21 protein-coding genes are annotated in these 18687 nt (G+C 67.4%); 10 read left to right on the top strand and 11 right to left on the bottom strand.

Going from position 1 to position 18687, the window contains the following annotated elements:
* The first annotated feature begins 87 nt into the window (after nt 1-87).
* Together AB0F86_RS21690 and AB0F86_RS21685 are read left to right on the top strand one after the other, a co-directional pair.
* Nucleotides 88-1461 (top strand): FAD-linked oxidase C-terminal domain-containing protein, encoded by a 1374-nt coding sequence (locus AB0F86_RS21690; protein WP_356984862.1) that lies wholly within the window; start codon nt 88-90, stop codon nt 1459-1461.
* Nucleotides 1462-1496: 35 nt separating this feature from the next.
* Nucleotides 1497-1781 carry a GNAT family N-acetyltransferase gene (locus AB0F86_RS21685; RefSeq protein WP_067490634.1) on the top strand — a complete coding sequence of 95 codons (285 nt, stop codon included), beginning with the start codon at nt 1497-1499 and terminating at the stop codon, nt 1779-1781.
* A 4-nt stretch (nt 1782-1785) separates the two neighbouring features.
* Here the strand turns inward: AB0F86_RS21685 and AB0F86_RS21680 are convergent, their stop codons facing one another.
* Entirely contained in the window at nt 1786-2454 is a 669-nt protein-coding gene (locus tag AB0F86_RS21680) for a hypothetical protein (protein WP_357171704.1), read from the bottom strand.
* Between the two features lie 265 nt (nt 2455-2719).
* On the opposite strand from AB0F86_RS21680, the gene AB0F86_RS21675 reads away from it, so the two are divergent.
* Both AB0F86_RS21675 and AB0F86_RS21670 read left to right on the top strand, forming a co-directional pair.
* Nucleotides 2720-3088 carry a hypothetical protein gene (locus AB0F86_RS21675; protein WP_356984864.1) on the top strand — a complete coding sequence of 123 codons (369 nt, stop codon included), beginning with the start codon at nt 2720-2722 and terminating at the stop codon, nt 3086-3088.
* A 19-nt stretch (nt 3089-3107) separates the two neighbouring features.
* Nucleotides 3108-4031, top strand: a complete 924-nt coding sequence (locus tag AB0F86_RS21670; RefSeq protein ID WP_356984865.1) for a T6SS immunity protein Tdi1 domain-containing protein — start codon at nt 3108-3110, stop codon at nt 4029-4031.
* 52 nt (nt 4032-4083) lie between these two features.
* On the opposite strand, the gene AB0F86_RS21665 is transcribed toward AB0F86_RS21670, so the two are convergent.
* From AB0F86_RS21665 to AB0F86_RS21645, 5 genes are all read right to left on the bottom strand, one after another.
* Nucleotides 4084-5241 (bottom strand): acyl-CoA dehydrogenase, encoded by a 1158-nt coding sequence (locus tag AB0F86_RS21665; protein WP_067641442.1) that lies wholly within the window; start codon nt 5239-5241, stop codon nt 4084-4086.
* Between the two features lie 171 nt (nt 5242-5412).
* On the bottom strand, nt 5413-6072 hold the full coding sequence (locus AB0F86_RS21660; protein ID WP_356984866.1) for a TetR family transcriptional regulator: 660 nt from the start codon (nt 6070-6072) through the stop codon (nt 5413-5415).
* A gap of 63 nt (nt 6073-6135) precedes the next feature.
* The gene (locus AB0F86_RS21655; RefSeq protein ID WP_356984867.1) at nt 6136-6570 is read right to left on the bottom strand and encodes a hypothetical protein; all 435 of its coding nucleotides are present in this window, start codon (nt 6568-6570) and stop codon (nt 6136-6138) included.
* Nucleotides 6571-6977: 407 nt separating this feature from the next.
* Complete coding sequence (gene purE / locus AB0F86_RS21650; RefSeq protein WP_067641439.1) at nt 6978-7484, bottom strand: 5-(carboxyamino)imidazole ribonucleotide mutase; 507 nt, start codon at nt 7482-7484, stop codon at nt 6978-6980.
* Nucleotides 7485-7529: 45 nt separating this feature from the next.
* Nucleotides 7530-8753: a 5-(carboxyamino)imidazole ribonucleotide synthase gene (locus AB0F86_RS21645; protein WP_356984868.1), complete on the bottom strand. Its 1224-nt coding sequence runs from the start codon at nt 8751-8753 to the stop codon at nt 7530-7532.
* A 39-nt stretch (nt 8754-8792) separates the two neighbouring features.
* Between AB0F86_RS21645 and AB0F86_RS21640 the strand changes: the two genes are divergently transcribed.
* Entirely contained in the window at nt 8793-9335 is a 543-nt protein-coding gene (locus AB0F86_RS21640; protein ID WP_181697538.1) for a GtrA family protein, read from the top strand.
* 18 nt (nt 9336-9353) lie between these two features.
* On the opposite strand, the gene AB0F86_RS21635 is transcribed toward AB0F86_RS21640, so the two are convergent.
* The 3 genes from AB0F86_RS21635 to AB0F86_RS21625 are packed head-to-tail and all read right to left on the bottom strand — an operon-like array spanning nt 9354 to nt 11922.
* Nucleotides 9354-10661 carry a HAMP domain-containing sensor histidine kinase gene (locus AB0F86_RS21635; protein ID WP_181697539.1) on the bottom strand — a complete coding sequence of 436 codons (1308 nt, stop codon included), beginning with the start codon at nt 10659-10661 and terminating at the stop codon, nt 9354-9356.
* A 6-nt stretch (nt 10662-10667) separates the two neighbouring features.
* On the bottom strand, nt 10668-11357 hold the full coding sequence (locus tag AB0F86_RS21630; protein ID WP_067490653.1) for a response regulator transcription factor: 690 nt from the start codon (nt 11355-11357) through the stop codon (nt 10668-10670).
* Nucleotides 11358-11388: 31 nt separating this feature from the next.
* Nucleotides 11389-11922, bottom strand: a complete 534-nt coding sequence (locus AB0F86_RS21625) for a PH domain-containing protein (RefSeq protein ID WP_181697540.1) — start codon at nt 11920-11922, stop codon at nt 11389-11391.
* Between the two features lie 127 nt (nt 11923-12049).
* Between AB0F86_RS21625 and AB0F86_RS21620 the strand changes: the two genes are divergently transcribed.
* Entirely contained in the window at nt 12050-13018 is a 969-nt protein-coding gene (locus AB0F86_RS21620; RefSeq protein ID WP_356984869.1) for an acyl-ACP desaturase, read from the top strand.
* Nucleotides 13019-13092: 74 nt separating this feature from the next.
* Here the strand turns inward: AB0F86_RS21620 and AB0F86_RS21615 are convergent, their stop codons facing one another.
* Nucleotides 13093-13890: a biotin--[acetyl-CoA-carboxylase] ligase gene (locus AB0F86_RS21615; RefSeq protein ID WP_356984870.1), complete on the bottom strand. Its 798-nt coding sequence runs from the start codon at nt 13888-13890 to the stop codon at nt 13093-13095.
* Between the two features lie 123 nt (nt 13891-14013).
* On the opposite strand from AB0F86_RS21615, the gene AB0F86_RS21610 reads away from it, so the two are divergent.
* The 3 genes from AB0F86_RS21610 (at nt 14014) to AB0F86_RS21600 (ending at nt 16751) form a co-directional block, all read left to right on the top strand.
* Nucleotides 14014-15654 carry an acyl-CoA carboxylase subunit beta gene (locus tag AB0F86_RS21610; protein WP_067641427.1) on the top strand — a complete coding sequence of 547 codons (1641 nt, stop codon included), beginning with the start codon at nt 14014-14016 and terminating at the stop codon, nt 15652-15654.
* A gap of 129 nt (nt 15655-15783) precedes the next feature.
* Nucleotides 15784-16113: an acyl-CoA carboxylase epsilon subunit gene (locus tag AB0F86_RS21605; RefSeq protein ID WP_181697543.1), complete on the top strand. Its 330-nt coding sequence runs from the start codon at nt 15784-15786 to the stop codon at nt 16111-16113.
* Between the two features lie 2 nt (nt 16114-16115).
* Entirely contained in the window at nt 16116-16751 is a 636-nt protein-coding gene (locus tag AB0F86_RS21600) for a nucleoside triphosphate pyrophosphatase (protein WP_356984871.1), read from the top strand.
* Here AB0F86_RS21600 and AB0F86_RS21595 read toward each other — a convergent pair.
* Complete coding sequence (locus tag AB0F86_RS21595; protein WP_181697545.1) at nt 16677-17483, bottom strand: helix-turn-helix domain-containing protein; 807 nt, start codon at nt 17481-17483, stop codon at nt 16677-16679. The genes AB0F86_RS21600 and AB0F86_RS21595 overlap by 75 nt on opposite strands.
* A 150-nt stretch (nt 17484-17633) precedes the next feature.
* Between AB0F86_RS21595 and AB0F86_RS21590 the strand changes: the two genes are divergently transcribed.
* Complete coding sequence (locus AB0F86_RS21590) at nt 17634-18515, top strand: sulfurtransferase (protein ID WP_181697546.1); 882 nt, start codon at nt 17634-17636, stop codon at nt 18513-18515.
* Nucleotides 18516-18687: the final 172 nt, after the last annotated feature.

Here is an 18687-nt window from a genome sequence, read left to right as displayed (position 1 = left end):
TCTGGTGGCGTTGGGCTCTCGGATGACGCCGCCACCAGAGCGTGGCGATCGCATACTCGAGAGGGCCTGGTCGGGTTAGCGTGGGGAATGGACGATCGCCGGGTGGATCTGGATTCGCTGGTTTCGGAGATTTCCGAGGGGGCAGTTGTAGTCGATGCCGATGTGATGGAGGGGTATCGGCAGGATTGGGCTCGTGATCCCCAGGCGGGGACGCCGGTGGCGGTGGTGCGGGCGCGCAGTACCGCCGATGTGGCGGCCACGCTGCGCTGGGCGCAGGCGCACGGGGTGCCGGTGGTGCCGCGCGGCGCCGGGTCGGGGCTCTCGGGTGGCGCGACGGCGGTGGACGGCGGGATCGTGCTGTCCACCGAATTGATGCGGGAGATCAACGTCGATCCCGTGACACGCACCGCGGTGGTGCAGCCGGGCCTGCTCAATGCGGAGGTGAAGCGGGCCGTCGCGGCGGAAGGATTGTGGTATCCGCCGGACCCGTCGTCGTTCGAGATGTGCTCGATCGGCGGCAACGCGGCCACCAACGCGGGTGGGCTGTGCTGCGTGAAATACGGAGTAACCACCGATTACGTGCTCGGAATGGAGGTGGTGCTCGCCGACGGAACCGTGGTTCGTCTCGGTGGGCCTCGGCTGAAGGACTCGGCGGGGTTGTCGCTGACCAAGCTGTTCGTCGGCAGTGAAGGCACTCTCGGGGTCATCACGGAACTCACGTTGCGCCTGCTGCCCGCCCAACCACCGCAGGCCACCGTGGTCGCCGGTTTCGCCACACTCACCGCCGCCACCGACGCGATCCTCGCGATCACCTCCGCGCTGCGGCCCGCGATGCTCGAGTTCATGGACACCGTCGCGATCAATGCCGTCGAGGACGAGATGCGGATGGGGTTGGATCGCACCGCCGCCGCACTGCTCGTCGCCCGGTCGGACGCACCCGGCGAGTACGCGACGCACGAAGCCCAGACGATGCTCGCACTGTGCGAAAAGGCCGGGGCGACAGAGGTTTTCCACACCGCCGATCCTGACGAAGGCGAAGCCTTCACCGCCGCGCGGCGGTTCGCTATTCCGGCGGTGGAACGGATCGGGCCGCTGCTGCTCGAGGACGTCGGCGTGCCGTTGCCCCGGCTCGGTGAGCTCATCACCGGCGTGGCCGCCATCGGGGAACGCAACGACGTGCTGATCTCCGTCATCGCCCACGCTGGCGACGGCAACACCCACCCGCTGATCGTGCACGACCCCACCGACCCCGACAACACCGCCCGCGCCCACCGCGCCTTCGGCGAGATCATGGACCTGGCCATCACCCTCGGCGGCACCATCACCGGTGAGCACGGCGTGGGCAGGCTCAAGAAGGCGTGGCTACCCAATCAGGTGGGACCCGAGGTGATGGCCCTGACCCGCCGCATCAAGGACGCGCTCGACCCGGCGGGCATCCTCAACCCCGGCGCGGTCCTGTAGGAACATCCGCCGACCGCGACGGGTTAGCATCCGGTATGACCACCAGGCTCGAGCACAACGTCGCCGATACCCGCTACGAGATCTACCTCGACGACGTCCTCGCGGGATACGCCGACTACGCCGAACGCGAGGACACCAAGGTCCGCGACTTCCACCACACCATGACCTTCCCCGAGTTCCGGGGCCGCGGGGTCGCCGCCGACGTGGTCAAATACGGCCTCGACGACTCCCGGACCAACGGCTACCAGGTCGTGCCCACCTGCTGGTACGTCGAGAAGTACATCGCCGAACACCCCGAATACGCCGAACTGGTCCCCTGAGCGCTCAGGCGATCTCGCGGGCCAGTTGGTCGACGGCGATCTCGTAGACCTGCCGCAGCACCTCGAGCTCGGCGGTCTGGCTCTGCTCCGACATCGAGGACAGCATCACCAGCGCGGACACCACGTACTTCCCGACCCTGGCGACAACACGCTGCTGGGCGACCGGCGTCTGTATCGGCGGCGCACCCTCGACGCGCGTCTCCTGGTTCCCGTTCGTCCGGATGACGACGGCTTCCGAAGCTACCGTCTTCGGCGCCTCCACCGTCGACACGGCCATCTTCAAGGTGCGGTCTCCGGTGCGCGCCTCGACGTTCGCGCACCGCTGCACGAGGTCGGTCAAACCCGCCACCGCCGAGTCGGATTCGACGATCTGGACGAGGAACACCGCCGGGCTCGTATTCGATGCCACCGACTCCCGCGCCCCCGCACCGATCGGATTCTCGATCAGCGGACGGCACACGTCATCGGTGAAGGTGAGCGGCAACGCCGTACCCGCCTCGGCGGCGGTGATACTTGCCGGCTTGCCCACCAGCGAATACCCGGCCGGGTACTCGGCCAGCCGAGGCAACGATTTCAGCGCCACGATCCCCGGCGCCTCCTCGGCCGCACACCCGGCCAACGCCACCCCAACCCCCAACACCGCGACCCACCGAGCCATCCGGTCACGTCGCACCACATCACCTCGAGAATCACCGGCCGCATTCCCGGCCACTCGGGCGATCACGCTAACGACTCGAGCCATCGCCGGCGGGCTCCCAGCAGCGAGCTGTGTCGATTACCAAAGGGCGCGGATGTCCTTCGGGTCTCCTGAACGAGTCATTGCAGGCCGCCGAACCGAGAGCTATGCTCCTCGGTTGCTCTCCGCTCGGAACACCCGAATCACCGGCGAGGAACCGGATGGTGCCGAACCGTCACCCCGATTTTCTGGACGGAGATCGATGATCGATTGGATGGCTCAGCTCCGCATCGAGACGGAGGTCGCACACGTCGTCGCGAACCAGTTGGACGAACACGCGACCACGGCAATGGTGGACATCGGGCTCGACGGCAACCGGGTCGATGTCCGGTGCCAGGCGGACACACAGTTCACCTCGGAGGACTGGTCTTCACTGAGCCCGCTGCTCACAGAGCTGATCTCCATGCACCACTACGCTGGAACCGGCCTTCGCGGGGTGCAGTACAACCTGTCGAAAAACCCCGACGCGACGTGGGCGTGCAGTTCCGCCTATGACTACGACCCACTGGCGCGCAGTCACGCCACGGTGCCGAAGCGGTCTCTCCGGCAACGCATGTTCGGCGGAAGGTGAACGCTGTGGACAAAACGGAGTGTTTCCGGCTGATCCCGCCCGTGGCGGTGGGTTCGGTGGCGGCAACCTGGGCCGCCGAGTTCCGCAGTTCGACTGCGTGGTCGGGTATTCCGACCTCGGGCATATGTTCTTGGCAAGCGCGGCGGGTGAGTACGCGGTGCTGCATCCGTTCAAGGCCGCGGCCAAGAGCTACGGAACCTTCTCGGGGCCGGGGGAATTCACCGATACCGTCCTCCGGGACCCCGGCTTCGCGGAGTACGTCATGCTGCCCGGCCACGTCGCCGAAATCCGTGCCCTGCTCGGACCGCTCGGCGACGGCCAGGTCTACATCCCGACGCCGTATCCGTTCCTCGGCGGGTCGATGGAGCCCGCGACCTACACCGTCGGCGACGTGTGGACCTTCCTCGACCTCGTCGCCGAAGCGCACGGCCACAACACAGCCGACCGGACGCCCACGTTGATCCGCCCAGCGGGCGACAAGGTGGCGGTGGCCCTCGAGGAATGGGCGTGGGTCGGGGTCGACGGAAAGCGACCGGTGTTCACCACGCTGTTCGGCGACGTCTTCCTCGGCGACGAGGATGGCGTGTGGCTGCTGGACATCATCTCGGGAACGCTCACCCGCAGGTGGACCTCGTTCGAGGAGTGCGAGACGGCCCTCAACGATCCATCGCAAGGCCCGCAGGTGCTGCGCGCCGATCTCGTCGCCGAACTCGTCGACCGCGGCATCACCCCGGCGGCCGATCAGGTCTACGACTTCAGTCATCCGCCCGTCCTCGGCGGCGCGATCACGGCCGACAACGTAGAAGTGCTCGACTTCGTCGTCGCGGTTGGGATCGCGGGCCAGGTTCACGATCAGGCCCGGTTCGTCCCGGAAGGAGCGCGGGTGAGCGTCGAGGTCGCGCCGCGCCGAACCGGCTGGCGAAAGTTGTTCGGCGGCAGGTGAATATGAAACGCCCCCGGCAGGGATCCTGCCGGGGGCGTTCGTCCTGAAGGGATCAGCGCAGGAGCTGGCGGCTCATGACGAGGCGCTGGATCTGGTTGGTGCCTTCGTAGATCTGGGTGATCTTGGCGTCGCGCATCATGCGTTCGACCGGGAAGTCGGTGGTGTAGCCGGCGCCGCCGAAGAGCTGGACGGCGTTGGTGGTGACTTCCATGGCCACGTCCGAGGCGAAGCACTTGGCGGCGGCGGAGATGAAGCCGAGGTTCTTCTCGCCACGCTCGGCGCGGGCCGCGGAGGTGTACACCATGAGGCGGGCGGCCTCGATCTTCATCGCCATGTCGGCGATCATGAACTGGGTGTTCTGGAAGTCGGCGATGGACTTGCCGAACTGCTTGCGGTCCTTGGTGTAGGCGATCGTGGCGTCGAGCGCGCCCTGGGCCAGGCCGACGGCCTGCGCGCCGATGGTCGGGCGGGTGTGGTCGAGGGTCTGCAGCGCGGTCTTGAAGCCGGTGCCGGGCTCGCCGATGATGCGGTCGCCGGGGATGCGGCAGTTCTCGAAGTACAGCTCGGCGGTCGGCGAACCCTTGATGCCGAGCTTGTGCTCGAGCGGGCCGACGACGAAGCCCTCGTCGTCCTTGTGGACCATGAACGCGGAGATGCCGTTGGCGCCCTTGTCGGCGTCGGTCACGGCCATCACGGTGTACCACTCGGACTTGCCGCCGTTGGTGATCCAGCACTTGGAGCCGTTGATGATCCAGTCGTCGCCGTCGGCCTTGGCGCGGGTGCGCATGGAGGCGGCATCGGAACCGGCCTCACGCTCGGACAGACAGTACGAGGCCATCTTGCCCTCGACCAGGTCGCCGAGGACCTTCTGCTTCAGTTCCTCGGAGCCGTTGAGGATCAGGCCCATGGTGCCGAGCTTGTTGACGGCCGGGATCAGCGAGGAGGAACCGCAGACGCGGGCCACTTCCTCGATCACGATGCAGGTGGCGACGGAGTCGGCGCCCTGGCCGCCGTATGCCTCCGGCACGTGCACGGCGTTGAAGCCCGCGGCGTTGAGGGCGGTGAGCGCCTCCTCGGGGAACCGGGCGTTGCCGTCGACGTCCTTGGCGTAGGGCGCGATCTCCTTCTCGGCCAGGCCGCGGATGGCCTGCCGCAGCTCGTCGTGGAAGTCCTCGAGCTTGAACAGGTCGAAATCGGGGTTTCCAGCCATCGAAGGCACACTCCTGGTTCTGGTGGTGTTCGCTGCGCCTCGCACAGCGGGCTTACGTTCGGCACGCAGTGCCAATCCACAAAGGATTATACGCGCGGCACTCTACCGCTACATGGGGATATGGGTGTGGCACCGAGTGTCACTTTTGCGTGGTGTCGCGCGCCCGGTGGCTCACAGGTTACCGAGGCGCGCGGTGAGCCGGTCGGCCAGCTCGCGCGGCGGCATGTCGCGCGGAAACACCGCGACCACCAGTTCCTCTCCCTCGGACGCGTCGCGCCTGCCACGGGGAATCAGCGCGAGTTCGGTCCGCAGATCGCTCACCGCCGCCCCCGGCTCGCCACGCACCATCCGCCGCAACAGGTAGTTGTGAGTGGCGGTCACCGCGGCCGTGAACTGCACGCGCGCCAGATCCGGCGTCTCCGGTAGCCGTTCGCGCAGGAACTCGGTGAACAACCGCTCGTACCGGAACACGGTGACGATCTCCCGCTCCCGCAAGGCGGGCACCCGCCGCACCACCTGATACCGCCGCGCCGCGATATCGCGCCACTGCGTGAACCGCTCGAACACCCCGATCACGGCCTCACACACCGCATCCCACGGGTCCCCCCACCCCTCGGCCAGGAATTCCTGTGCCGATGCCAGCTGGAACTCGTGATCGGCGAAGATCACGTCCTCTTTCGACCGGAACTGCCGAAAGAACGTCCGCCGGGAAATCCCCGCCGCCACCGCGATCTCGTCGACCGTCGTCGCCTCATACCCCCGCTCGGCAAACAACCGCAACGCCTGATCAACCACCGTCAGCCGAAACTGCGCCGCATCATCCTGTGCCACGGACGTCAACCGTAGTCACCGCCCCGCAGTCACCTCACACGACACCGACAGACGTCCGCCGGATCACTCCCCGAACAAGTCGGCGACCGAGGACACGTCCAGCGCCCGGCGCAACCAGGTCGCCAACTGCGCCTCGTCCTGACAGCCACGAATGCGATCCGCGGCCGCATCGGTGACAACCACACCCCTGTGCCGCAGCACCATGAGCACATCCTCGGCGCGCCCCATGGCGACGCCCTCCGCCCGCCCTTGCGCCCTGAGCTTCTGCGCGGATTCTGAGCGGAAGAACGAGAGATCGGTAGCCATGTGGTTCCTCCAGGTCTCGGCGGCTGCGGTGTGTGAGATGCCCTGCTCGATCAACTCGACGTAGAACTCGGTCGTCTCGTTGCCGCCTATTCGGCGGATCCCTGTGACGATTGCCTCCAGTATCGCACCGATATCCGCCTCGCGGGCATGGGTGACGGCCGAGAGCGCGGCCAAAGGGAGGTCTTGGACCACGAGGGTGGGGTCGGTGACGGCGGGAACGTTGTGCGGGCCGAGTACCAGCGGGTACAGGGTGATCGTCTCGGCGCCGACTGTGCCTCTATCACCATCAGGAATCTGTCGTTGACAGTGGTGATGTCGAGGATCGTGTCGGCACGCCGCTCGACCGGTGCCGTTTCGGTGAGGTCGATGGAAAGCTGTTCCACTGCGATCGGTTTGGCGAACGGCAAGTTCAGCACAGTGAACGCGTGCGCGATCGCCGCCGCGTCGTGCTGGAAGATCCGATGCATCGCTTCGTGCGATGAGGTCACCATGGGGCGAACGTACGTGATGGCAGGTCAGCGTACGAAAAGTGCGGCGGTTCACCGGAATTCGGCAATTCCGGCGGGCCGGTCGCCGGAAATGCGACCGGCTCGGCCTTCTCAGCCCAAAAGTTTGGTGCGCAGCGCTTCGTCTTTGGCCAGGACCATTTTTTCGAGGCCGGCTTGGAACTGTTCCATGCGGGTGCGCAGGGATTCGTCGGAAGACGCGAGGATGCGGACGGCGAGGAGGCCTGCGTTGCGGGCGCCGCCGATGGAGACGGTGGCTACGGGGACGCCTGCGGGCATTTGGACGATGGAGAGCAGGGAGTCCATGCCGTCGAGGTATTTCAGGGGGACGGGGACGCCGATGACGGGGAGGGGGGTGGCGGAGGCGACCATGCCGGGGAGGTGGGCTGCGCCGCCCGCGCCCGCGATGATGACTTTCAGGCCGCGGCCTGCGGCTTCGCGGGCGTAGTCGAGCATGCGCTGGGGGGTGCGGTGGGCGGAGACGACGCCGACCTCGAAGCGGATACCGAACTCGGCGAGGGCCTCGGCGGCGGCTTCCATGGTTGGCCAGTCGGAGTCGCTGCCCATGATCAGGCCGACCTGGGGTCCGGTGGTGCTCATCTGATTCCTTTCGGCGGAGGTGCGGTGCGCGGGGTTGTCAGCGATTCACTCGCCGTGCGGGTCCCAACCGTCGGTCCAGACCGCGTGCGACATCCAATGCGCGGCGCGCTCGGCCTGCTCGCGGACCTCGGCCACGTCGTCGCCGAGGATGTTGATGTGCCCGATCTTGCGGTCGGGCCGTTCACCCTTGCCGTACAGGTGTACCTTCGCCTCCGGCATCCGGGCGAACAAGTGGTGCAGCCGTTCGTCCATCGACATCTCGGGCGCCTCGGCCGCGCCGAGAATGTTCGCCATCACCGTGACGGGCGCCAACGGGGTTGTATCGCCGAGCGGGTAGTCGAGCACCGCGCGCAGGTGCTGCTCGAACTGACCCGTCCGCGCACCGTCCATGCCCCAGTGCCCGGAGTTGTGCGGGCGCATGGCGAGCTCGTTGACCAGCAGTTCGCCGTCGTGCGTTTCGAACAGTTCGACCGCCATCACACCGACCACACCGAGCCCGGCCGCCAGTTCCAGCGCCATCGTCTCCGCGCGGGCGCCGGTGTCCTCTGGCAGGTCGGGTGCGGGTGCGATGACGACCGCGCACTGACCGTTGCGCTGCACGGTCTCCACCACCGGCCAGGTGGCCGCCTGCCCGAACGGCGAACGAGCGACCATCGCCGACAGCTCACGCTTCAGGTCGACCTTCGCCTCGGCGAGCAGCTGCACACCGTGCGCGAGCTGGTCGGTGACCAGCGCCGTCGCCTCCTCGGCATCGGCGGGCATCCACACCCCGCGCCCGTCGTACCCGCCGCGCACGGCCTTGAGCACGAACGGCCAGCCGTGCTCGTCGCCGAAGGCGACCGCGTCGGCGGGCGAGATGACCTCGACGAACGCGGGCACCGGCAGACCGAGCGAGGACAGCTCGGTCCGCATCGCCAGCTTGTCCTGGGCGAAGATCAGCGCCTGCGGCGGCGGCGCCACGTTCACGCCCTCGGCGACGAGCACGTCGAGGTGCTCGGTCGGCACGTGCTCGTGGTCGAAGGTGAGCGCGTGCGAGCCCTTGGCGGCCGTGCGCAGCGCGGACAGGTCGTCGTGGCTACCGAGCACGACATCGGGACTCACCTGGGCGGCGGGATCGCCGGGGTTCTCGGCGAGTACCCGCAGACGCTGGCCGAGGGCGATCGCGGCCTGGTGCGTCATGCGCGCGAGCTGGCCCCCACCGACCATCGTGACGGTGGGCATGGCAGACGGATCGAACGAACGTGCAGTCACGTCGTGCAATGTTGTCATGTCGAATGCGAATCTTTGCTACCGGTACACTCGGAACTCGTGTCAATCGTCGACGACGTGGTCAGCGTCCTTCCCCCGCGCCTGCGCGAGCTCGCGCTCCGGCATAAAGAGCTGATCAAGTTCGCCATCGTCGGCGCGACGACGTTCGTGATCGACAGCGGCCTGTTCTACCTGCTCAAATGGACCGTTCTGTCGGAAAAGCCGGTCACCGCCAAGATCATTTCCGGCGTGGTCGCGGTGATCGCGTCCTATGTGCTCAACCGCGAATGGTCGTTCAAGAATCGCGGCGGCCGCGAGAAACATCACGAGGCATTGCTGTTCTTCGGTGTCAGCGGCATCGGCGTGGCGCTGAGCAATATACCGCTGTGGATCTCGAGCTATGTGTTCGATCTGCGGCAGCCGAATGTGAGTTTCCTGACCGAGAACATCGCCGACTTCGTGAGCGCGTTCGTCATCGGCAACCTGCTGCAGATGGCGTTCCGGTTCTGGGCGATGCGGCGGTGGGTGTTCCCCGACGAGATGGACGAGATCGTCGCCGAACTGGAGGAGCTCGTCGAGGAAGAACCGCTCGGCAAGAGCTGAGCAGGCGCGGTTGGTAAATCAGCGCGGTTCGGTCAGCGTCGCGTTCTGCGACCGGTTGACCTTGGATCCGAGGAACACCGCGAACAGAGCCGGACGGCGACGCTGCAGCTCGAGCCTGCCACCATCGGCCTCCACCAGGGCCCGCGCCAGTGCCAACCCCACACCGGTCGACCCACCGGCCGAGAAACCCCGGTCGAAGATGTGCGGGGCCATTTCGTCGCGAATGCCTTCGCCCTCGTCGGCTACCTCCACGCAGATCAGTGGGTCACGCGCGCTCATCGTCGGGACCGTTCGCACCGACACCGTGCAGGTGCCGCCGCCGTGCATGAGGGCGTTGTCGACCAGCACCGCGACCGCCTCACGCAACCGCGAACCGGTGATCGGCGCGCGCAGGGATTCGTCGCCGATCAGGCTCAGTTCGCGGCCCGCCTCGTGGAACGGGTGCGTCCATTCGGCGACCACACCGCGCAGCTCGGCCATCACCGGCACCGGGTCGCGATCGGCGGCGTCTTCGGAGCGGGAGGCGCGGACCAGGTCGTCGATAGCGTCGGTGAGCCGGTCGACCTGCGCCATCGCCTCCTCGGCCTCGTGCACGACCTCCGGGTCGTTGTGGGTCGACAGCTCGTCCAAGCGCAACCGCACGGCTGTCAGGCGGCTGCGCAGCTGGTGGGAAACGTCGGCGACCAGCGCGTGCTCACGTTGCAGACGGCCCGCGATCTCGACGGTCGCCGAGTCGAGCACATCGGAGACCCGGTCGAGTTCGGCGATGCCGTGCCTGCGGGGGTCGGGCCGGAAGTCGCCCATCGCCAGCCGGGCCGCGCGGGCGGCCACATCGCGCAGCGGATCGGCGACGCGGCGCGCGGTCACCACGGCCACCGAGAACGCCGCACCGAGCGAGGCGAGCACGGCCAGCGCGACCGCGGCGACGGCCTGCTCCTGGCGCGCGTGCATGGGTCCGGCGGGTACCTCGAGCCGCAACGACGCCGAGGTCCCCATCGACAGCGACTCGACCAGGGGGTCGTCGATCTGCTCGACGCCGATATCGGTGCGCGCGGCATTGTCGGTCGGCGTCGGGTACACGACGGTGAGCCTGCCGCCCTCGGGCACCAGCGCCCGGATGGCGCGCACGTCCAGCCCGTCGTGGACGTAACCGTCGACCTGTTCCTGGGCGATCACCTCGGCCGCGATGCGTTCCAGCCTGCTCTGCAGATCGTTGCGGGTGATGTCCTCCACCCAGAGCCAGGCGGTGTAGATCAGTGGTACGCCCAGCACCACCGTGGTGATGGTGAGGACGGTGAGGATCGAACGCAGGATGCGACGACGCACGACCCGTCAGCTCCGGTGCGTGTCGGTGTTGAGGCGAAAGCCCACACCGCGCACGGTGACGATGCGCCGCTCGGCCATCGGGCCCTCGTCGCCGATCTTGCGGCGCAGCCAGGACATGTGCATGTCGAGGGTCTTGGATCCGCGCAGGTCGGCATCGCCCCACACCTCGCGCAGGATCGTCTCGCGGCCGACCACCTGACCGGCCCGGTCGATGAGCACCTTGAGCAGCTCGTACTCCTTGTTGGCCAGGTTCACCTCGGCCCCGTTCACCAGCACGCGGCGCGCCGCCGGTTCCAGCCGGATACCGCCGACCTCCACCGCGTCGTCACCGATTCCGCTGCGCCGCAACAGGGCTCGCACGCGGGCGAGCAGTTCGGCGAGGCGGAACGGTTTGCCGACGTAGTCGTCGGCGCCCGCGTCGAGCCCGACGACGAAGTCGACCTCGTCGGTGCGCGCGGTGAGCATCAGCACGGCGATGTCGGCACCGCCCGCGCGTACCTGCCTGCATACCTCGAGCCCGTCCATTCCGGGCAGGCCGAGGTCGAGGATCAGCAGGTCGTGGTTGCCTTCGAGAGCACGGCGCAGCACCGCCGGGCCGAAGCGTTCGACGGTGACGGTGTAGCCCTCACGCCCCAGTGCGCGCGACAGGGGTGCGGCGATCGCCTCGTCGTCCTCGGCCAGAAGTACTGCGGTCATGTGCCCAGGTTAAGTGGTCTGGACCCGCGGCTCACCGGTAGCCGCCACCCCAATGTTGATCGGTCGGCGAGCGGCCCGCCTCGAAAACCTGGTGGTAGAGCAGCGAGTGCACCTGCTGCACCTGGGGGATGTCGTCGTATTCGAGCGGCTCCTCCGACGACGACCCGATGATGAGCGTGCCGGTGCCGAGCAGCCGGTCGAAGACGCCGTGACTGAACTGCACGCTGGAGATACGGCTGAGCGGGATGTCGATACCGGTGTGGGTGAGCACGCCCTCACGGACGAGCACCCGGCGCTGGGTGACGATGAAATGCGTTGACTTCCAGGCGATCACCCGCACGATCACCCGCCAGGCGATGATCCCGAACCAGATCAGGCCGATGAGCACCAGCAGCACGGTTCGCACGTGCCCGGTGGTGTTTCGCCAGGCCAGCCCGCCGAGGAAACCGGCGAGGGCGGTGGCGACGATGAGCGTGATGATCGGCCAGACCAGCATCTTCCAGTGCGGGTGGCGGTGCAGGATCAGCTGCTCGTCGGGCGCGAGGACATCCTCCGGGTAACCCATATGCGCACAGTACCGCGCGATGACGGTGCATTTCTCGATGCCACGGCGGAGGCGATACTGTGGATTCCGCGCTAGAAGCCAGGTTTTGCCCATTTCTGCTTGCTCGCCAACGACAGTGGAGGCTCGCATGACCAAAGCTCTGACTCAGCTCGAAATCCTCACCGCTCTCGAACCCGTCGCCGAACAGAATCTGAACCGGCACCTGTCCATCGCCAAGGACTGGCACCCGCACGACTACGTGCCGTGGGACGAGGGTCGCAATTTCGCCGCGATGGGCGGAATCGATTGGGAGCCGGAACAATCCAAGCTCACCGATGTCGCCAAGGCGGCGATGATCACCAACCTGCTCACCGAGGACAACCTGCCCTCCTATCACCGGGAGATCGCCGAGAACTTCTCCCAGGACGGCGCGTGGGGTACCTGGGTCGGTCGCTGGACCGCCGAGGAGAACCGGCACGGCATCGTCATCCGTGACTATCTGGTCGTCACCCGAGGGGTCGACCCGGTCGCGCTGGAGAACGCCAGGATGGTCCACATGACCCAGGGCGCCCACGCACCGGCGAACTGGGGCGGCTTCCTGGTCAACGTCGCGTACGTGACGTTCCAGGAGCTGGCCACCCGGGTGAGCCACCGCAACACCGGTCGCGTCTGCGACGACGCCGTCGCCGACCGCATGCTCGCGCGCGTGGCCACCGACGAGAACCTGCACATGATCTTCTACCGCAACCTGTGCGCGGCCGCCCTCGACCTGGTCCCCGATCAGGCGATGCCCGCGATCACCAAGGTGCTCACCAACTTCCAGATGCCCGGCGCCGGCATGCCGAACTGGCGGCGCAACGGCGTGCTGATGGCCAAGCACGGCATCTACGACCTGCGCCAGCACCTCGACGAGGTGGTGCTGCCGGTGCTCAAGCAGTGGAACATCTTCGGCCGCGACGACTTCGGGCCACGCGGCGAGGCGGCCCGCGACGAGCTCGCGCAGTTCCTGGCCAAGCTGGAGAAGGACGTGCTGAAGTTCGAGGAGCAGCGCGACAGGCTGCTGGCGCGCGAGCGCGAGGTGGCCGAACGCAAGGGGACAGGCGCGGCGGCGCGCTGATCGGCAGCAACCGTTCGCGACCGGTCGGTCAGGCGTCGTGGAGACGACCACAGCGCCTGACCGGCGGCGTGGGGTCAGTACTGCCCGCGCAGGTGGGTCACATCTCCCGCCGACACCGCGTCGTCGCCGATCAGCAGCCGCCCGGTGGCGTCGATCCCGGTGGCCACACCGGTGAGGACCTTCCCACCCGGCAGCTCTGCCCGCACGTTCACCCCGATGGTCGCGCAACGCTCCCGATAGGCCGCCGCCAGTTCGTCGGTGGCCCACCCCGCCCGCTCCCACTCGGTGAACCGGCGCGCGAATTCGCTGAGGATCGCGGCGGCGAGCGCGGTGCGATCGGTGGTCTGCGCCCCGGCCAGCGCGAGCGAAGTAGCGTGCGGGACCGGCAGTTCCGACTCGTCCAGGTCGACATTGAGGCCGACACCGACCACCACGGCGGGCGCGATGCCGGTGGCGGCCACCTCGGCGAGGATGCCCGCGAGCTTGCGATTGTCGAGCAGAACGTCGTTGGGCCACTTCAACTCCGGCGAAAGACCCGCGATGCCACGCAGCGCGTCGACCACCGCGATGCCGGTGAGCAACGGCAACCAGCCCAGCGCCACCGGGTCGATCCCCGGCAACCGGACCAGGATCGACAGCGAGATCTGGGCCCGCGGCGGACTCACCCACTCGCGCGCGTGCCGACCGCGACCCGCGACCTGCTCCTCGGCGAGCAGCGCCTGCCGGTCGACAGCGGGATCGGCCGCGCGGGCCACCAGATCGGCATTGGTCGAACCGGTCGATTCGACGACATCGATCCGGTCGAAGAACACCGGTGCCGGGGAGACGAGAGAGCTGCGCAGACGTTGCGCGTCGATCGGTGCTCTGTTCATTCCTGGCACGCTACCCGCCGCCGCGTGCTATGGGGCATCACCACACCTAGCTGCGGTTTCTGTACTGGCCGGTAGGCGCACTGCCGTAGTGCGGGGCGGTATCACTCGTTACACTCGCAACCCATGACGAGTGTCCAGCAGCAGCCCGCGTCGGAATCGGCGGGCGCCCCCGACATCCACACCACCGCCGGGAAGCTGGCTGATCTGCGGAATCGGCTGGAAGAAGCGCAACACCCGATGGGTGAGGCCGCCGTCGACAAGGTGCACGCCAAGGGCAAGATGACCGCCCGCGAGCGCATCCTCGCACTGGTCGACGAGGGCTCCTTCGTCGAGCTCGACGCCCTGGCCAAGCACCGCAGTGTGAACTTCGGACTCGAGAACAACCGCCCCACCGGCGACGGCGTCGTCACCGGTTACGGCACCATCGACGGCCGCGACGTGTGCCTGTTCTCCCAGGACGTCACCGTCTTCGGTGGCTCGCTCGGCGAGGTCTACGGCGAGAAGATCGTCAAGGTGATGGACCTGGCCATCAAGACCGGCCGTCCGCTGGTCGGCATCAACGAGGGCGCGGGCGCGCGCATCCAGGAGGGCGTCGTCTCCCTCGGCCTCTACGGCGAGATCTTCCACCGCAACGTGCAGGCCTCCGGCGTGATCCCGCAGATCTCGCTGATCATGGGTGCCGCCGCCGGTGGGCACGTGTACTCCCCCGCGCTCACCGACTTCGTGGTGATGGTCGATCAGACCTCGCAGATGTTCGTCACCGGCCCCGACGTGATCAAGACCGTCACCGGTGAAGAGGTCAGCATGGAAGACCTCGGTGGCGCGCACACCCACATGGTGAAGTCCGGTGTCGCCCACTACGTGGCCTCCGGCGAGCAGGACGCGCTGGACTACGTCAAGGACCTGCTGAGCTACCTGCCGAGCAACAACCGCGCCGAGGCACCGCGCACCGAGCCGACCGACCCGATCTTCGGCGCCATCGAGGACTCGCTCACCGAGGAAGATCTCGAGCTCGACACGATCATCCCGGATTCGCCGAACCAGCCCTACGACATGCACGAGGTGATCCGTCGTCTGCTCGACGACGACGAGTTCCTCGAGGTGCAGGCCGAGCGCGCGATGAACATCATCGTCGGCTTCGGCCGGGTGGACGGGCGCAGCGTCGGCATCGTCGCCAACCAGCCCACCCAGTTCGCCGGCTGCCTCGACATCGACGCCTCGGAGAAGGCCGCGCGCTTCGTTCGCACCTGCGACGCCTTCAACATCCCGATCATCACCCTGGTCGACGTGCCCGGCTTCCTGCCCGGCACCGGCCAGGAATACAACGGCATCATTCGCCGCGGCGCCAAGCTGCTCTATGCCTACGGCGAGGCCACTGTGGGCAAGATCACGATCATCACCCGCAAGGCTTATGGCGGTGCCTACGACGTGATGGGTTCCAAGCACATGGGTGCCGATGTGAACCTCGCGTGGCCGACCGCGCAGATCGCCGTGATGGGCGCCTCGGGCGCCGTCGGGTTCGTCTACCGCAAACAGCTGGCAGAGGCCGCCCAGAACGGCGCCGACGTCGACGCTTTGCGCCTCGAGCTGCAGAACGAGTACGAGGACACCCTCGTGAACCCGTACGTGGCCGCCGAGCGTGGCTACGTCGACGCGGTCATCCCGCCGTCGCACACGCGAGGCCAGATCGTGTCGGCGCTGCGACTGCTCGAACGCAAAATGGTGACCCTTCCCCCCAAGAAACACGGCAACATTCCGCTCTGAAAACGCGATATTCCTCGTGTGCCGCGCACACTTGTTGGGGAAATCAACTATTGCCCGGCGCTGTTGCACCGGGAATGATCGCGGACACCGCGCCGTGAACCGAAGTACGCGCAGGAAGGATCTGGCACTGTGACCACTGTGGCAGAAGAAGACGTGCTGACCGCCGCCGAGCTCGAGCTCGCTGTCGAACCACTCGTCGACGAGGTCGAACTGTCTACCGACACGCTGACCGAGGCCCCGGCAGAACCCGCCGGTGAGCCGCTGTTGCGCATTCTCAAGGGCTCGCCCAGTGACGAGGACGTCGCCGCGCTGGTCGCGGTGTTCAGTGCCGCCGCCGCGAGCGCACCGGCGCCGACCGCTCATCAGCCGGTCGACGGCTGGGGTCAGGCGACGCTGATGCACCGGGGTTCGTCCCCGTTCTCGCCGTACGTGTACCCGCTGCTGTCGCACCTGCGCTGAGGGTGACCCGGCTGGTCTTGGCCTCCGCGTCCCCCGCCCGGCTCGGGGTGCTCCGGACGGCGGGTATCGATCCCGTCGTCCGCGTCTCCGGCGTCGACGAGGACGCGGTCTCGGCCGCGCTTCCCGCTGATACGTCCGCCGACGATGTCGTTGTCGCCCTGGCCCGTGCCAAGGCGCTCGACGTGACAGGCACCATTCCCGAACTCGCCGCCGACTGTGTCGTCGTCGGCTGCGATTCCATGCTGCTCGTCGACGGGCGGCTACAAGGCAAACCGCACACGCCCGAGGTGGCGCGCGAGCGCTGGGCGAGCATGGCCGGGCGCAGCGCCGATCTGCTCACCGGCCACTGCGTACTGCGCCTGCGCGACGGCGAGGTCGTCGCCGAATCAGCCGAATGCAGTTCCACCACCGTGCATTTCGCCAAACCCGGCCCGGACGAACTCGAGGCCTACATCGCCACCGGCGAACCGCTGCAGGTGGCGGGCGCGTTCACGCTCGACGGTCTCGGCGGCTGGTTCGTCGACCGGATCGAGGGTGATCCGTCGAGTGTCATCGGGATCGGGCTACCACTGCTGCGCAGGCTGCTCGAAGACGTCGGCGTCGGTGTCACGCAACTGTGGCGGGACGCGCGGTCCTGACGGCGTGATCATTCGCTGAGCGGCCTGGTCCTCGCCGACGGCCGACCGGATCGGCCGCTCGCCGTGCTCCTCGGCCGCGTGCTCGACAGCTTCCGCGCCGAGGGTGAGTTCGAGCCTGGCATGGCACAGTTCCGGTTCGGTGAACGGGTGCAGCCGCACCTCGACCCGGCCGCGCGCACCGTTGCGTTCCAGCACTTCGCGCATCAGACCCACGTGCACTCCGCACACCACTTCGGCGTGTGAGCGGGCCAGTTCGCGCAGCGGGCAGGCGGTGAGATTGATCCCGACGTGCTCGTCGGTCTCGCCGACCGGGTCCTTCTCCGGCGCGAAGCCGAGTTCCGACATCAGCGACATGGTGATGTCACGGGCGTCGGCGAGAGTTTCCACCTGGTGGGAGCCGATATCCATGCGACGGCCCCACGCGCGGCCCGCCTCGATGGCGGCGGCGGAGCGACTCAGCGGGTCGGGTCCGAGGTGGTCGGCGAGCACCTGGGCCAGTTCCTGATAGCCGACCGACCGCTGCACCGCGCGGTAACCGATGCGAGGTCGGCCACGTCCGCGCGGGGGTTGCTGGAACTGGCGCACGAGCGATTCACGGGTGAGAACGTCGAGGTGGAAACGGACGGTGGTGACGTGCTGTCCGGTGATGCGGGCCAGTTCCTGGGCATCGAGGGGCTCGGTGGCGCCACGTAGGATCGCGAGCAGTCGCCGTCGCGGCCATGAATCGGACATAGCTCACCCCTCCTCTCCAGAGACTTTATCGGACAGCTCTGCGCTTTATTCGCCCATTGCGTCGATTCGTGATGTGCCACCACAGACATACCATCGGCTACGGCCTCGACACTGCCGCACCCGCCCAACTCTCGCGTGAAGGACCACACTGTGCCCGTCGCCCCGGATCCGCACCCCGCCTACGGTTCCTACGCAGTCCCGCATCGATTGGTAACCACCGAATGGCTGTCCGCAAACATCGGGGTGCCCGGTGTGAAGGTCATCGAATCCAACGACGACATTCTTCTCTACGACATCGGACATGTGCCCGGCGCGGTCAAGATCGATTGGCGTGGTGATCTGAGCGACCCGGTGACCCGCGATTACATCGATGGTCACCGATTCACCGAACTGATGCGCGCCAAGGGTATCCGGCGCGAGGACACCGTGGTGATTTATGGCGATCGCGGCAATGCCCAAGCCGCGCACACCGCCTGGATCTTCACCCTGTTCGGCCACGAGGACGTGCGACTGCTCGACGGCGGCCGCGACGCCTGGATCTCCGAGGAACGCGACACCACCTTCGACCCGCCCGTCCCCGAGCGCAGCGACTACCCCTCGGTCGAGCGTGACGACACGACCGCCCGCGCGTTCCGCGAGGAGGTCCTCGCGCGGCTGGGCCGCCCGCTGGTAGACGTGCGCTCGCCGCAGGAGTACGCGGGCGAGTCCGGCGGCGACAAGGAACCCGAAACGCAACGGGCGGGCCATGTGCCAACCGCCGTTAACATCCCGTGGACACTTGCCTGCTCACCCGATGGAAGATTCCGTTCGCGCGCCGAATTGGACGAGGTCTACGGCGCCCTGCCCGCCGAGGATCTCGTGGTCTACAGCCGGGTCGGCGAACGCTCCAGCCACACCTGGTTCGTCCTCACCTTCCTGCTCGGCCGCAGGTCGGTGCGCAATTACGACGGTTCGTGGATCGAATGGGGCAACTCGGTTCGCCTGCCGATCGCCGCGGGCGACGAACCGGGCACCGTCGATCAGCGGAATTGAAACGGGTTCACAGGTCGGCGGGCCGCGTAGTGTGACCTACGACCTACTGAACAGTAGGGCTAGCCGAGTTCGGGGCGAATTGGCACACTGCCTACACTCGCCCGAGACGAAAGTTGTCGATACCGGGCGCGGGGCCCACACGGTGACCCGTCCGAAGCGACCAAAGATTGCA

The sequence above is a fragment of the Nocardia sp. NPDC023733 genome, assembly GCF_040639775.1.
GTDB classification, from domain to species: domain Bacteria; phylum Actinomycetota; class Actinomycetes; order Mycobacteriales; family Mycobacteriaceae; genus Nocardia; species Nocardia rosealba.
The sequence above is the reverse complement of the archived record's forward strand: the minus strand, read 5'-3'. Positions and strand labels throughout refer to the sequence as shown.

Excerpts from the sequence above, each read along its gene's own strand:
- AB0F86_RS21690 (WP_356984862.1), top strand. The coding sequence starts at position 88 with ATGGACGATCGCCGGGTGGATCTGGATTCGCTGGTTTCGGAGATTTCC.
- AB0F86_RS21685 (WP_067490634.1), top strand. The coding sequence starts at position 1,497 with ATGACCACCAGGCTCGAGCACAACGTCGCCGATACCCGCTACGAGATC.
- AB0F86_RS21675 (WP_356984864.1), top strand. The coding sequence starts at position 2,720 with ATGATCGATTGGATGGCTCAGCTCCGCATCGAGACGGAGGTCGCACAC.
- AB0F86_RS21665 (WP_067641442.1), bottom strand. The coding sequence starts at position 5,241 with ATGGCTGGAAACCCCGATTTCGACCTGTTCAAGCTCGAGGACTTCCAC.
- purE (WP_067641439.1), bottom strand. The coding sequence starts at position 7,484 with ATGAGCACCACCGGACCCCAGGTCGGCCTGATCATGGGCAGCGACTCC.
- AB0F86_RS21645 (WP_356984868.1), bottom strand. The coding sequence starts at position 8,753 with ATGACAACATTGCACGACGTGACTGCACGTTCGTTCGATCCGTCTGCC.
- AB0F86_RS21630 (WP_067490653.1), bottom strand. The coding sequence starts at position 11,357 with ATGACCGCAGTACTTCTGGCCGAGGACGACGAGGCGATCGCCGCACCC.
- AB0F86_RS21625 (WP_181697540.1), bottom strand. The coding sequence starts at position 11,922 with ATGGGTTACCCGGAGGATGTCCTCGCGCCCGACGAGCAGCTGATCCTG.
- AB0F86_RS21620 (WP_356984869.1), top strand. The coding sequence starts at position 12,050 with ATGACCAAAGCTCTGACTCAGCTCGAAATCCTCACCGCTCTCGAACCC.
- AB0F86_RS21615 (WP_356984870.1), bottom strand. The coding sequence starts at position 13,890 with ATGAACAGAGCACCGATCGACGCGCAACGTCTGCGCAGCTCTCTCGTC.
- AB0F86_RS21610 (WP_067641427.1), top strand. The coding sequence starts at position 14,014 with ATGACGAGTGTCCAGCAGCAGCCCGCGTCGGAATCGGCGGGCGCCCCC.
- AB0F86_RS21595 (WP_181697545.1), bottom strand. The coding sequence starts at position 17,483 with ATGTCCGATTCATGGCCGCGACGGCGACTGCTCGCGATCCTACGTGGC.